General features: G+C 60.5%; 9 protein-coding genes, 1 tRNA gene and 1 pseudogene. 7 read left to right on the top strand and 4 right to left on the bottom strand.

All coding sequences use genetic code 11. The features are described 5' to 3' along the window. Positions 1–113 (top strand): annotated as a pseudogene (locus ROI90_RS14640) (IS5/IS1182 family transposase); the annotation flags it as partial. A 20-nt stretch (positions 114–133) separates the two neighbouring features. Next, entirely contained in the window at positions 134–2,107 is a 1,974-nt protein-coding gene (locus ROI90_RS14635) for a hypothetical protein (RefSeq protein ID WP_315999097.1), read from the top strand. A 202-nt stretch (positions 2,108–2,309) separates the two neighbouring features. On the opposite strand, the gene ROI90_RS14630 is transcribed toward ROI90_RS14635, so the two are convergent. From ROI90_RS14630 to ROI90_RS14620, 3 genes are all read right to left on the bottom strand, one after another. Further along, positions 2,310–2,795, bottom strand: coding sequence for a dihydrofolate reductase (locus tag ROI90_RS14630; protein ID WP_315999096.1), 486 nt, complete (start codon positions 2,793–2,795; stop codon positions 2,310–2,312). Positions 2,796–3,059: 264 nt separating this feature from the next. Continuing rightward, entirely contained in the window at positions 3,060–4,013 is a 954-nt protein-coding gene (gene fmt, locus ROI90_RS14625) for a methionyl-tRNA formyltransferase (protein WP_315999095.1), read from the bottom strand. A 111-nt stretch (positions 4,014–4,124) separates the two neighbouring features. Further along, positions 4,125–5,396: an exo-beta-N-acetylmuramidase NamZ family protein gene (locus ROI90_RS14620; RefSeq protein ID WP_315999094.1), complete on the bottom strand. Its 1,272-nt coding sequence runs from the start codon at positions 5,394–5,396 to the stop codon at positions 4,125–4,127. A 51-nt stretch (positions 5,397–5,447) separates the two neighbouring features. Between ROI90_RS14620 and ROI90_RS14615 the strand changes: the two genes are divergently transcribed. Beyond that, positions 5,448–6,662 carry an ABC transporter permease gene (locus tag ROI90_RS14615; RefSeq protein ID WP_315999093.1) on the top strand — a complete coding sequence of 405 codons (1,215 nt, stop codon included), beginning with the start codon at positions 5,448–5,450 and terminating at the stop codon, positions 6,660–6,662. A 78-nt stretch (positions 6,663–6,740) separates the two neighbouring features. Here ROI90_RS14615 and ROI90_RS14610 read toward each other — a convergent pair whose 3' ends face one another. After that, positions 6,741–7,469: a peptidoglycan DD-metalloendopeptidase family protein gene (locus tag ROI90_RS14610; RefSeq protein ID WP_315999092.1), complete on the bottom strand. Its 729-nt coding sequence runs from the start codon at positions 7,467–7,469 to the stop codon at positions 6,741–6,743. A gap of 182 nt (positions 7,470–7,651) precedes the next feature. Here ROI90_RS14610 and ROI90_RS14605 point away from each other — a divergent pair, with 182 nt between their 5' ends. The 4 genes from ROI90_RS14605 (at position 7,652) to hutU (ending at position 13,764) form a co-directional block, all read left to right on the top strand. Continuing rightward, the gene (locus tag ROI90_RS14605) at positions 7,652–8,761 is read left to right on the top strand and encodes a ferredoxin--NADP reductase (protein WP_315999091.1); all 1,110 of its coding nucleotides are present in this window, start codon (positions 7,652–7,654) and stop codon (positions 8,759–8,761) included. Between the two features lie 280 nt (positions 8,762–9,041). Then, complete coding sequence (locus ROI90_RS14600; protein WP_315999090.1) at positions 9,042–10,781, top strand: M3 family oligoendopeptidase; 1,740 nt, start codon at positions 9,042–9,044, stop codon at positions 10,779–10,781. A 340-nt stretch (positions 10,782–11,121) separates the two neighbouring features. Next, a tRNA-Lys gene (locus ROI90_RS14595) sits at positions 11,122–11,197 on the top strand. Positions 11,198–11,997: 800 nt separating this feature from the next. Then, positions 11,998–13,764, top strand: a complete 1,767-nt coding sequence (gene hutU / locus ROI90_RS14590) for a urocanate hydratase (protein ID WP_315999089.1) — start codon at positions 11,998–12,000, stop codon at positions 13,762–13,764. The last annotated feature ends 9 nt before the right edge of the window (positions 13,765–13,773 follow it).

Raw genomic sequence — 13,773 nt, 5'->3', positions numbered from 1 at the left:
TTAGCCGCCTCAAGCAGTTTCGCCGCGTGGCCACGCGCTATGACAAGTTGGATGCCCATTTTCTGGCCTTTGTTCATCTTGCCGCAACCGTACTCTGGCTGCGTGACTGTTAACACTTCCTAGCAACTTTACGGTGCCCCAGGCCCGGCAGGATACTACCTACACGCTCAGCCTCAGCAACCCGGCCACCGGCAGCGTGGCCGGAGCCAACGTCTTCCAGGTTGATATTGACCCCGATAACCTGATTGCCGAGTCGGACGAAACCAACAACCGGGCTACGCTGAACTATTCCTTCCTCACGGGCGGCGTGACCACCCTCAGCCCGCCCGAATTTGCCATTGTGGGCAGCCGGGCCGTGCGCCTGGTGGCGCAAAGCAACGTGCCCACCATCACCGCCCGCGACTATGACCTGGAAGCGGATACCGTGCAAACCTTCAATAGCTCCTTGGTGCAGCGCACGAAACTCAACGCCGTAATGGTGCCGGAATGGCAGCCAACCCTGCCCACGCTGGCTGGCAAGGACAGCGTAGTGTGGTACTGGCGTGCGCGCCTGAGTACTCCTCAGGGTGATGAAAGCGCCGATTGGGCTACCAGTTCCTTCCGCGTCATCAACGGCCGCACGCAGGGTGGCTGGTCACAGAGCCACCCGGGCCAGTTCCGCCGCAACGAGCGGCGCGGGCTGGAAGTGGCCGTGCCCGGCGGACAGTGGACCTACAACGCCGGCACCCAGGAAGCCACCGTTACCTCCACGCAAATCGGCCCGGCCCGACAATGGGAAACGCTTTACCACACCATCCGGACCACCAGCACCGGCAGCTACACGCTCCGCCTGCTGGGCACCGATACGCTGGGCGTAACCACCGTACTCAACCCCAATGTAACCAACCGGGCCTTGGCCTTGAATGGTATTTCGGCTAAGCAGTACCCGTATCTGCAGCTGCAGGCGGTGCTACGGGAGGCCACGCCGGGCTTCACGCCGCAGCTGGAGCAATGGCTGGTAACCTACCAGGGTGTGCCCGAAGGTGTGGTGCGCCCGTCGGTTACGCCGCTCACGGCGGCAGCCCTCACCCAGCAGGCCCAGCAGACGGGTACGGTAACGGTGCCGGTTTCCTTCCAGAACGTAGCTGATTTTGACTTTACCGCGCCGCTGGTAGGCTACATTGTGGTGCGCAGCAGCAACGCTGGCGTGCCCCGGGAGCGGTACTATCCGCTGGCCGGTGCCGCCCTCACGGCCCACTCCCAGCGCAGCTATGAGGTGAAGCTGGATGTGCGCGGCCTCTACGGTACGCTCTCGGGCCAGGTAGTGCTGAACCCCCGTCGTCAGCCCGAGCTGCACTACTTCAACAACGAGCTTACGCTGCCGCCCTTCGAGGTAACCAACCAGGACATGCCCCCGGTGCTGGATGTAGCCTTCGATGGTCGCCATCTGCTCAACGGGGAAATCGTGTCGCCCCAGCCCATTATCAGCGTGCAGCTGCGCGACCTGGACAAGCTGCGGCCCATCCAGAACCGCTCCAACTTCATCCTGAGCCTGACCCCGCCCAAAGGCACCGCGCCCATCACCGTGGATCTGAACGCGGCCGGCATTGAGTTCGTGGCCGACTCGGCGAAGGGTACGGCCATGCTCACGTACCGCCCCGGCAACACCACCCCGCTACAACCGGGCGTGTACACGCTGGAGGTGCAGGGCCGGGACGGCTCGGGCAATCTGGCCAGCTCCGAGCCTTACCGCATCACGTTTGAGGTCATCAAGGAGTCGACCATCACCAACGTATTCCCGTACCCCAACCCGATTACCAGCAAGGCCAAATTCGTGTTTACGCTCACCGGCTCCACGCTGCCGCGCAACATGAAAATCCAGATTGTGAGTCTGACGGGCCGGGTAGTGAAGGAAATCATGATGGCCGACCTGGGCCCCCTGCGCATCGGCAACAACATGACCGAGTACGCTTGGGATGGCACCGACGACTACGGCGACCGGCTGGCCAACGGCACCTACCTCTACCGCGTGGTGCTCGACGACCCCGAAGGTGAATTCAAGCAGCGCGCCACCACCGGCGACCGGGCCTTCAAAAAGGACTGGGGCAAGCTGGTATTGCTACGGTGAGTGAGTGAGTGAGTGAGTGAGTGAGTGAGGCGAAGCACCCGCAGGACAGCGCAGCTAATCCTTCCTCTTCAATCCTCGAAGCGCTGATAAGTGAAAAGCCCCTGACGTCTGGTTCTGACGTCAGGGGCTTTTGCGTAGGTCGAAGGTTTGCGCGGTGAGAAGGACAGGTTGCTTCGCCTCACTCACTCACTCACTCACTCACTCACCGCCGCCGGAGCGTCACGAAACTGAAGGCGTAAGCGTGCTTCTCGTCGGGCTCGTGCCGTTCCCGGGCTTCCTCGCGCCACTCGCTGGCCGTGAGGTCGGGGAAGGTCACGTCGCCTTCGAAGGCGTAGTGTACTTCCGTTAGGTACACCACATCGGCAGCGGGCAGCGCCTGGCGGTAAATTTCCCCGCCCCCGATTACGAATATCTGCTCGTCGGAGGTGCGGGCCAATTCCAACGCCTGGGGCACTGAGGCGGCCGTCTCGCAACCCTCGGTCTGCCAGTCGGCCTGGCGGGTTACCACAATGTTGCGGCGGTTGGGCAGGGGCTTCCCGATGCTTTCGTATGTTTTGCGGCCCATGATGATGGGGTGGCCTTGGGTGAGCTGCTTGAAGTGCTTGAGGTCAAGGGGCAGGTGCCAAAGCAGGCGGTTTTCGCCCCCGATAACGCCGTTATCGGCTACGGCTACAACGAGTGCGGTCATGCGGTGAAATGGTGAGTGGTGAAATGGTGAGTTTCTGTGCGGCAGTGAACGACTGTTACGGTCATCCTGAGCAACACGAAAGACTTTGCTACGAAGCTGTTTAAAAAGTCCGAAGAACATCATGCTTCGACAAGCGGACGCCAGATGAAGCATGACGTTCTTTCAAGTTTTAGGCACTTTCTAAACAGCTTCACGTCTGTACTTGAACCCTAACAATGACTCGTGCCAACGTAACAGATCCTTCGCGCTGCTCAGGATGACAACTCAGCCGAGCCCTTTGACATCAAAGCCGCGCAGAAAATCCTGGACGGTCATGCGCTTCTTGCCTTCCAGCTGTACGTCCAGCAAATCGAGCAGGCCGTTGGCGGTTTGCACGCGCAGGTAGGTGCGGCCATCGGTGAGCCAGCGGCCCGCGCCGCCCTGGTCGGGGCCACTGGCCTCTTCATCATCCAAAGGCTGGGCCTTGAATACTTTGAGCGTGCGGCCATCGGGCAGTTGGGTGAAGGCGGTGGGAATGGGCGAGAGGCCGCGCACCATGTTGGCCAGCGCCGGGGCCGACTGCGTGAAATCGAGGCGGCCGGTTTCCTTGGTGAGCTTGGGGGCGGGCCGCAGCTCCGGCAGCTCGGGCTGCGGAATGCTGGGCGCCGCGCCGGCAGCAATGGCCTGCACTGAACGGAGCGCCAGCTGCGCTCCGGCCGCTTTCAGCTTCTCGTACAACGCGCCGAAATCATCCTCCGGGGCAATGTCCACCGCATCCTGGTAAATGAGGTTGCCGGTATCAATTTCGTGCCGCAGGAAAAAGCTGGTTACACCCGTTTGCGTATCCCCGTGGATAAGGGCCCAGTTGATGGGGGCCGCGCCCCGGTACTGGGGCAGCAACGAGGCGTGAATGTTGATGGAGCCCATCCGTGGCATATTCCACACGGCCTCGGGCAGCATGCGGAAAGCCACCACCACCTGCAAATCGGCTGCGTAGCCTTTCAGCTCGGCCTGGAAAGCGGGGTCTTTCAGGTTGGTGGGTTGCAGCACCGGCAGCCCGTGGGCCTCGGCGGCCTGTTTCACGGCCGAGCCCTGCAACTGCCGGCCCCGGCCTGCCGGCTTATCAGGAGCGGTGAGTACGGCCACCACCCGGCACCCGTCCCAGCCCAGCAGGGCTTCCAGCGTTGGCACCGCAAACTCAGGGGTGCCCATGAAAATGATGTTGAGAGGTGAAGTCATTTTGGTAAGGAACGTCATGCTGAGCTTGTCGAAGCATCTCTACCGCTTCGTTGTGTTACTACTGCAACGAAGCGGTAGAGATGCTTCGACAAGCTCAGCATGACAGTTGAATTACTTAAAGTCCGGGTACAGCAGATACTTCTTGCGCATGGCCTTGTACTGGCCCAGCGCCGGCTCCCAGCCCTGGCGGATTTCGGCCTCCGACTTACCGGCTATGATTTGCTGGCGCACGGTGGCGTTGCCCATCAGTCGGTCAAAGCCCCGGTCGGAAAGGAAGAATTTCTCCTTATTGGTGCTTTGCTGGTAGTAGTCCAGCAGATATTTCAGCGTGAAGCCAATATCACCCACTTGCCGTAAATCCTGGCCGTAGCAGAGCTTGCCGTTCTGGGGCGGGGAGGTGGAGCCGGGGTTGGGAGTAGGCGTGAAGCGGAACGGGCGCGTACTGGGCTGGGTGGGCGCGCCAATTACCTCAAACGGCGTGGCCGTGCCCCGGCCCACGCTCACGTCGGTGCCCTCGAACAAACACAGCGCCGGGTACAGGGCCACCGAGTGGGGCGTGGGCAGGTTAGGGGAGGGGCGCTCCGGCAAATCGTAGCGGGTGCTGTGGGTGTAGCCGGCCACCGGAATGACCGTGAGTTTGCACTGCTTGCCGCCAGCCAGCCATTTCTCCCCGTTAATCATGCCAGCCAGCTCGCCCACCGTGAGGCCGTGCACCACCGGAATGGGGTGCATGCCCACGAAGGTTTTAAACGCCGGTTCCAGCACCGGCCCATCCACGTACCAGCCGTTGGGGTTAGGCCGGTCCAGAATGATGACCTCCTTGTTCTGCTCGGCGGCGGCCTCCATCACGTAGTGCATGGTGCTGATGAAGGTGTAGAAGCGTGCCCCCACGTCCTGAATATCGAACACCAGCACGTCAATATCCTTGAGCATTTCGGGCGTCGGTTTTTTGGTGGCGCCGTATAAGCTCAGCGCGGGCAGGCCGCTGCGGGCATCTTTCCCATCCTTGATGGTGGCCCCGTCGGCTGCTTCGCCCCGAAAACCGTGTTCCGGCCCAAAAATGACCTTAATTCCTACGCCTTTGGCCAGCAGCGTATCCACCAGAAACGCCTTGCCCACCCGGGCCGTCTGGTTGACTACCACGCCCACGCGCTTGCCCTTCAGCAGCGGCAGATACCGCGCAAACTGCTCGGCCCCGGTGCGCAGGGGCGCGGCGGCGGGCAGCAGTACCTGGGGCGGGGAAGCCGCCATTTCGCGCAGTGGAGCATCGGCCGGCGCGGAAGTGGCGGGCGAAGCCGCCGCCGGCGCCGATTGGGGCGGACGGGCGCAATCGGCTAGCAGGAGCGTAAGGCCGAGCAGGCCGGCGGGCAGGATGGAGTACATAGGCTGGCTGGAAGGCTGGGAAACTACCGGGATTCATCTAGCTTTACGCCAGTGAACGTCTCGCAGTACATATCTAACAAGATTGACGGGGCCGATGCCGGGTCATTTACCTCGTCGGTGACAAAGATAGCCATCATCAGCATTGCCATGGGCTTGGCGGTGATGGTGGTGTCGTTTGCCATTCTGGAAGGGTTTCGCAACGAAATCCAGAACAAGATCTTCTCCTTCGGCTCCCACCTGCAAATCAGCAAGTACGATACCAACAATTCGCTGGAGGTGGAGCCCATTGCCGGGCCCCGGCTGGTGCAGGAGCTGCGCCGCAACCCCCAGGTGGTGTCTATGCAGCCTTTCGCCCGCAAAACGGCCATCATCAAAACCAAGGATGAAGTGCTGGGCGTGGTGCTGAAGGGCATCGATGAGAAGTCGGGCAAGTCGCCGATGCGCAAGAACCTGGTGGCTGGTAAGTTCATCAGCTTCACCGATACGGCCGCCAGCAACGACATTCTGCTTTCCCGCAAAGTAGCCGATAAGCTGCGCCTCAAGCCCGGCGACAAGGCCCTGTTCTACTTTATTCAGACCCCTCCCCGGGTGCGGCAGTTCACGGTGCGCGGCATCTACCAGACCGGCCTCGACGAGTTTGATGAGGCCTACGTCATTGGGGATATTGGCCAGGTTCGCCAGCTCAACGCCTGGCCCGACTCACTGGTGGGCGGCATGGAAGTAACGCTCAAGGACTTCAACCGCCTCGACCCCGTAGCCGATAACATCTACGAGAACCTGCGCTACGACCTGAAGCTGGACAAGATTACCGACCAGTACGCCCAGCTGTTCGACTGGCTGCAGCTGCTAAACCGCAACGTGGTCATCTTTCTGATTCTGATCATCTTCGTGGCGACCTTCAATATGGTAGCCACCATCTTTATCATGATTCTGGAACGCACCAACATGATTGGGGTGCTCAAGGCCATCGGGGCCACCGACAACCAGATCCGGAGCATGTTTTTCTTCCGGGGCCTGAGCCTGACCATGCGCGGTATGCTCTACGGCAACATTATCGGCCTAGGCTTCTGCGCCATCCAGTACTTTTTCCACCCCATCCCGCTGGACCCCGAGAACTACTACATGGACCGCGTGCCGATTCACTGGGACCCGTTCATCATCATCGTGCTCAACGTGGCCACCTTCCTCACCTCCCTGCTGGCCGTGCTTATTCCTACCTACCTGATTGCGCGCATCAAGCCGGTAGTAGCCATCAAGTTTGACTAGCAACCCACCAAGCAAAAGGCCCGCCGTTGAACACGTCGGGCCTTTTGTATGCAGTAGCAGTAAGCCGTGGCAGCGAATTTACTCCAGCCACTTGCTCTGCAACACGAGGTTCGGGTTGGGGCAGAGGGCGGCCCACAGTTCCCGCTCCTCCGGGAGGGCCACGCCGGGGAAGTCGCCGGAGCGGCCCTGCAGGTCGGCCAGAATCTGGAAGTGCAGGTGGGGCGGCCAGTCGCCGTTTTCGGGGGCGGGACCCACTTCGGCGAAGGCATCACCGGGTTCCAAGGTCATGCCGGGGCGCAGCAGCAGGGTTTCGCGGCGGGCCAGGTGGCCGTAGAGGGTGTAAAACGTCACGTCTTCGAGCTGGTGCTGAAGAATGACGGTGGGGCCATAGTCGCCGAAACCGGCGTTATCCTGTACGCTGTGCACCAGCGCCGACAGGGGAGCCAGTACCGGCGTACCGGCCCGCAACCACACATCCGCGCCCAGGTGCAGGGAGCGGGCCGGTACGGCTGGGTTGCCAAACAGGCCAGGGCTGCGGCGGTAAATCACCCGGTTTTCCAGGTAGCCGCCCACGCCGATGCGGGCTTGCTGGGCTTCCAGCAAGCGGCCCACCAGCTCCTCAAATGCTGTTGTATCCCGTAAATCTGCATCCTGCAGCAAGGGGTTGGCGGCCGTGAAATCGAGGCGGGCTACGTCGGGGGCGCTCAGATCAACGGGCAGTACCGGGTGAAATTCGTGCTGGTGGCGCTCCAGCAAGGCGGCCAGGGCAGTGGGCGCGGAGGTCGGGCGGGTGGGGGAAGCGGACATAGGAAAAGCGGAAAACAAAAAGTAGCGGAACGGGTACAGATACGGAGCCATCCGGCCGCGGGCCAGCCCGGTGGCCGAAACCCAAAAATCTATACCACGGGCAAGCTACGGCCTGCGCCACATAATCCCGTATTTTTGCGGCCTGTTTCGCACTTCTCCTGAAATTCACTTCTCTCCCTGATATGAGTAGCCCCTACCTGACGCTGAACGTTGTTGAGTTGACCCAGGAAACGCCCGATGCCGTTACCATCCATTTTGAGCGCCCCGACCGCCAGCCGGTAGCCTGCCAGCCGGGCCAGTTCCTGACCCTGATTCTGCCCTGCGGCCCCGGCGGTAAAAAGGAGCGCCGCGCCTACTCCCTCAGCAGCACCCCCGGCGAAGCGCCCCGCCTGGCTGTAACCGTGAAGCGCGTGGGCGGCGGCCTAGTGAGTAACTACCTGCTGGATACCGTGCGCGTGGGCCAGCAAATGGAGGTAATGGCACCGCTGGGCAACTTCACGCTGGCGCCTCAGCCCGCGGCGGCCCGTTCCATCGTGCTGGTGGGCGCCGGCTCGGGCATCACCCCACTCATGAGCATGCTGAAAGCCGTGCTGCGCGAGGAGCCCCGGAGCCAGGTGCTGCTGGTGTACGGCAACCGCAACGAGGAGTCCGTTATTTTCGCCCGCCAGCTGCAGCAGCTGGAGCAGCAGTACGCCGGCCGTTTGCAGGTAGAGCACGTATTCAGCCAGCCCTTGCGGCCCGCCTCCGAGCACAAGCACACCGGCCGCCTCAACCGCACCACCTTGCTGCGCATCCTGGAGCAGCGCCCCCAGCTCCCGGTTACCCAGGCCGAGTACTTCCTCTGCGGGCCCGAGGGCATGATGACGGAAGCCCAGGCCGCCCTGGAGCTGCTGGGCGTTCCGGCCAGCCGCATCCGCCGCGAGAGTTTTGTGGCCGCCGCCGAAACCGCCGAAACAGCTGCCGCCCAGCCCAACGGCCACGGCGACGTATCGGCCGCCGAGGATGATGGCAACGTGGTAGCGCGCACCGTAACCGTGCAGTACGAGGGGGCTGAGTACCAGTTTGCCGTGGAGCCCAACCAGACGATTCTGGAAGCCGCCCTCGACCAGGACATCGACCTGCCGTACAGCTGCCAGGCGGGCCTGTGCACGGCCTGCCGGGGCAAGTGCCTAAGTGGCAAAATACACCTGGATGAGCGGGAAGGTCTTTCCGATTCGGAAATGAAGCAGGGCTACGTGCTGCTCTGCGTGGGCCATCCTCTCACCAATGATGTGGTAATTGAAGTAGACTAAGGTCTTGCAAGCTCCCGCTTCCTGCGCCTGACCGCGAAAAAGGCCGCCGTACTACCGTAGTTCGGCGGCCTTTTGCTTTCTTGCCGGTCTGTACTGTCGGGCTGAAGCTGGATTTGGTAGCTTCAACTGCTGAACCTAGGCCGCTAATGCAGCTGAAGCCCCCACTCTATTTGGGAAAAGAGCAGAGAACCTTTCTCTTTTACTCAACATCAGCAGGGTAATCAGGGTATTATTCTTTTGGCTTCTTGTCTGACTCACTCCTTCCGCTTTTTCCTTCCGCATGACTTATTCTGCTCCCGCCGCTGATCTGGCCACTGATACGCAGCGGCCACCCCGGCACTTTCTGCCTGAATCCTTCTCTGTGACTGAATGGGCCGCTATTGAACCCTATTTTGAGGAACTGCGCGACCGGCAAATCAATTCGGTGGCGGAACTGGATCAGTGGCTGCTGCACCGCTCGGAGCTGGAAGCGGTGCTGAGCGAGGATCTGGCCTGGCGCTATATTCGCATGACCTGCAACACCCAGGATCAGGCAAGCAGCGAGGCGTTTCAGTACTTCGTGAGTGAGATTGAGCCGAACGTAGCCCCCTACGACCACGCCCTCAACGAGAAGATGATGGCCTCGGTGTTTCTGCCCGAACTGGACCCGGCCCGCTACCGCATCTTCATCCGCTCAGTGCGCCAGGCGCTGGAAATCTACCGGCCCGAGAATATTCCTCTGAAAACCGAAATCAGCACCCAGCAGCAGCAGTACGCCGCCATTGCCGGCGCCATGACCGTAACGCTGGATGGGGAGGAAATGACCCTGCCCCGGGCCGCCGACCGCCTGAAGAGCCCCGACCGGGCAGTGCGTGAAACGGCCTGGCGCACCATTCAGGAGCGCCGCCTGCAGGATGCCGGGCCTCTGGACACACTCTTCACCAGCCTTATTGGGTTGCGCCATCAGGTAGCCGTGAATGCCGGTTTTGCCAACTTCCGCGACTATATGTTTGCCGCCCTGGGCCGCTTCGATTACACGCCCCAGGATACCATGAACTTCCACCAGGCCATCCGTGAAACGGTGGTGCCGCTCATTGATAACCTGGACCTGGAGCGCCGCCAGGATTTGGCCCTGGCCGAACTGCGGCCCTGGGACCTGGACGTGGACCCCTCGGGCAAGGCTCCGCTGCGGCCGTTTGAGACCGGGGAGGAGCTGCTGGAAAAAACCGTCACTGTCTTTGACCGCCTCGACCCGTTTCTGGGCCAGTGCCTGCGCACCATGCGCCAGATGGGCAACCTCGACCTGGAAAGCCGCAAAGGCAAAGCGCCCGGCGGCTACAACTACCCACTGGACGAAACCGGCGTGCCGTTCATCTTCATGAATGCCACCAGCTCCCTGCGCGACGTGGTAACCATGCTGCACGAAGGCGGCCACGCCGTACATAGCTTCCTCACGCGCCGCCTGCCCCTCGGGGCCGACAAGCACCCTCCGTCCGAAGTGGCCGAGTTGGCTTCCATGAGCATGGAGCTGATCAGCATGGACCACTGGAACGTTTTCTTCTCCGACCCCACGGAGTTGCGCCGGGCCAAGCAAACTCACCTGGAAAGCGTGCTGGAAACCTTCCCTTGGGTGGCCACCATCGATAAATTTCAACACTGGATATACGAAAACCCCACGCACACGGAGCCGGAGCGGCACGCACGCTGGGTGGCCCTGTTCGATGAGTTCAACCAGCGTACGGTAAGCTGGCAGGGGCTGGAGCACATCAAGCCCTACCTCTGGCAGAAGCAGTTGCACTTGTACGAAGTGCCCTTCTATTACATCGAATACGCCATGGCCCAGCTGGGTGCCATTGCCGTATGGCGCAATTTCCGCCAGAACCCCGAAGCGGCTCTGCAAGGCTACCAGCGGGCTTTAGCGTTGGGTTACACGGTGCCAATTGGTGAAATCTACGCCGCTGCCGGTATCCGCTTCGATTTCAGCACGGAGTACCTGCGTACCCTAGCCGATTTCGTGCGGGAAGAAATGGCAGCATTGTAATCTACGCGCTACTTAAAGCAAGAGGGCCAACCAGATTTTTTGGTTGGCCCTCTTGCTTTAAGTAGCGCGTAATGCATATCTGTCACGCAAGGAAAACACGAGAATAGGGCAGTTAGCAATTGGATGATCCGGAAAGCTGCTTGGAGGTTGCACCAAGCCAAAGAAATAGTGGTGAAGGAGTTTAAGTAATAAACATGAAAATATTTTATCTGTTAATCAGGGTGTTGTGGTTTTTACGGAGTTTAAGAATAGAAACAGCTTCCTGAGATTTGCAGATATAAGGTGCATGTTATACTTTTGCACTCCCTTCCAGAAAGCGCTTGGTTAACGGAAGGGAATTGATTCTGTAGCTCAGCTGGTAGAGCAATACACTTTTAATGTATGGGTCCTGGGTTCGAATCCCAGCGGGATCACCAACAAACAGCCCCGCTTGCAACTTGCAAGCGGGGCTGTTTCGCTTCAGCACAAATGACTGCTGAGCAGGGAAGGCAAGAGGAGTTGCGACGACAAGTGGCGCGTGCAGAGAATGGGACGGCTAAGTTGTCAGCCAGTCGCTGAGCCAGGCGAAAAAGTCAGCCAACAGACCATCTAATAGCACATCACCCAGCCAGTGCAGACCGTCCTTCAGAAATTGTAGGATGTTACCCATAACAGTAGTGCGCGTTTGCCAGAGCAATATGCAAATAAAACTGGTTATATGAAAAGCGTAATATTTACTAGCGAGGCGTGAAGCCAACAAAAAACGCAAAGCATTGCTTTGCGTTGGGAAAGATACCAAAAAGGAGAAGCGGTGGTAGGGCGAAAGGCGGAAAAGCTAACTTTTAATGAGCGGTACGTTCTGCAGCAAGGCCGAAACAGCGTCAGACAAACCAGATTGTGCCTGTTGGCGAGGGCGGTTGGCTGCTCCAACTACGAGTAGAAGAAGTAGCACCAGAAAGCGTAGGAGGGTAGAAAAACGTTGCATAAAAGCGGGGGTAAAAGCCGAGTAAGTGCCTGTAAGTTGGGCAACTGACGACTGATACGGCAAAGGTAGACTTTGGTATAGCAATGCCATGTTATTATTAGATGAACCATGCTTTAGTAGCCATTAACCGGATAAATGGCTGGTGGGCAGTTGAGCTTGGGAGGGGAGTAGAAGTTGGGAAAACTGGTGTTATGACCGGGCAAAAAGCAATAACTTCCGGCTCCTAACTCCCACCCGAAAAGTTACCCGTGTATGCCGCACTCTGCCCTCGATACGCCCGAGCTTAACCTCGAAGCCACTTCCCAAGCGTCAGCCGCCTCAGATCAGCCTGCCACGCGCCCAATGTACTACGAGTATAAGCCCGCGGAAACCGTACGCGCCCAGCACGGTCCCGAGTTGCGCTGCAAAACCTGGGAGGCTGAGGCGGCCTTGCGCATGCTGGAAAACAACCTCGATCCGGCTGTGAGCTTGGTGTACGACGAGCTGATTGTGTACGGCGGAGCTGGCCGCGCCGCCCGCAACTGGAAGGAGTACCAGGCCATCGTAAAAACCCTCAAAAACCTGGAGCCCGACGAAACCATGCTGGTGCAGAGTGGCAAGGCAGTGGGTGTGCTGCGCACCTGGGCTCACGCGCCGCGGGTGCTCATTGCCAACTCCAATATTGTACCCGCCTGGAGCACGCAGGAGTATTTCGATGAGCTGGATAAGCTAGGGTTGATGATGTACGGGCAGATGACGGCCGGCTCCTGGATTTACATTGCCACTCAGGGCATTCTGCAAGGCACCTACGAAACCTTTGCCGCCGTAGCCGACAAGCACTTTTCGGGCACGTTGGCCGGTACCGTGACCGTCACGGCCGGCCTCGGCGGTATGAGTGGTGCCCAGCCGCTGGCCGTCACTATGAACGACGGCGTGTGCTTGGTCATCGAACCCATTGATGCTCGCGTGAAGCAAAAAGTGCAGGAAGGCTACCTCGACGAGCAGGCCCGCGACCTAACCCACGCTCTGGAACTGTGCGCGCAGTACAAAGCGGCCCGTCAAGGCTGGAGCATCGGCCTGACCGGCAACGCCGCCACCGTGCTGCCCGAACTGCTGGCCCAAGGATACGCAGTGGATATCGTGACCGATCAGACCTCGGCCCACGACCTGATGGACTACCTACCCGAGGGCGACGTGAACGAGGTGCTAGCCCTGCGCGCCAGCAACCCCGAAGAATTCAAGCGTCAGGCCCTGGCCTCTATCGTAAAGCACTGCCAGGCCATCATTGATCTGCAAGCGGCCGGCGCCGTGGCCCTCGACTACGGCAACAACCTGCGCGGGCAGGCCGAAAAAGGCGGGCTGCGGGTGCGCGACGAAAACGGCCAGTTTCTTTACCCCGGCTTCGTGCCCGGCTACATCCGCCCGCTGTTCTGCGAGGGCAAAGGCCCCTTCCGCTGGGCCGCCCTCAGCGGCGACCCGCAGGACATCCTGCGCATCGACCGCGCCCTGCTCGAAACCTTCCCCGACAACAAGATGCTGGCCCGCTGGATCGAGAAGGCCCAGGCCAAGGTGCCCTTTATCGGGTTGCCCGCCCGCGTGTGCTGGCTGGGCTACGGCGAGCGGGAAAAGTTCGGCCTGGTCATCAACGACCTAGTAGCCCGCGGCGAAGTGTCGGCTCCCATCGTCATCGGCCGGGACCACCTCGACTGCGGCTCCGTGGCCTCGCCCAACCGCGAAACCGAGGGCATGAAGGACGGCTCCGACGCCGTGGCCGACTGGCCCCTGCTCAACGCCCTGGCCAACTGCGCCTCTGGTGCCGACTGGGTGAGCCTGCACAACGGCGGCGGCGTGGGCATTGGCAACAGCACCCACTCCGGCATGGTGATAGTAGCCACCGGCACCCCCGAAAAGGCCGAGCGCCTGCGCCGCGTGCTCACCACCGACCCCGGCATGGGCGTCTTCCGCCACGCCGACGCCGGCTACGAGCTGGCCCAGCAGGTAGCCCAGGAGCGCGGGGTGAAGATTCCGGTTTTAGTGTAAATCACCTAA

The sequence above is a fragment of the Hymenobacter endophyticus genome, from assembly GCF_032464715.1.
Classification (GTDB): Bacteria; Bacteroidota; Bacteroidia; order Cytophagales; family Hymenobacteraceae; genus Hymenobacter; species Hymenobacter endophyticus.
The sequence above is the reverse complement of the archived record's forward strand: the minus strand, read 5'-3'. Positions and strand labels throughout refer to the sequence as shown.

Coding starts and splice junctions, on each gene's coding strand:
- ROI90_RS14600 (WP_315999090.1), top strand. CDS start 9,042: ATGACTTATTCTGCTCCCGCCGCTGATCTGGCCACTGATACGCAGCGG.
- ROI90_RS14610 (WP_315999092.1), bottom strand. CDS start 7,469: ATGTCCGCTTCCCCCACCCGCCCGACCTCCGCGCCCACTGCCCTGGCC.
- ROI90_RS14620 (WP_315999094.1), bottom strand. CDS start 5,396: ATGTACTCCATCCTGCCCGCCGGCCTGCTCGGCCTTACGCTCCTGCTA.
- ROI90_RS14630 (WP_315999096.1), bottom strand. CDS start 2,795: ATGACCGCACTCGTTGTAGCCGTAGCCGATAACGGCGTTATCGGGGGC.
- hutU (WP_315999089.1), top strand. CDS start 11,998: ATGCCGCACTCTGCCCTCGATACGCCCGAGCTTAACCTCGAAGCCACT.
- fmt (WP_315999095.1), bottom strand. CDS start 4,013: ATGACTTCACCTCTCAACATCATTTTCATGGGCACCCCTGAGTTTGCG.
- ROI90_RS14605 (WP_315999091.1), top strand. CDS start 7,652: ATGAGTAGCCCCTACCTGACGCTGAACGTTGTTGAGTTGACCCAGGAA.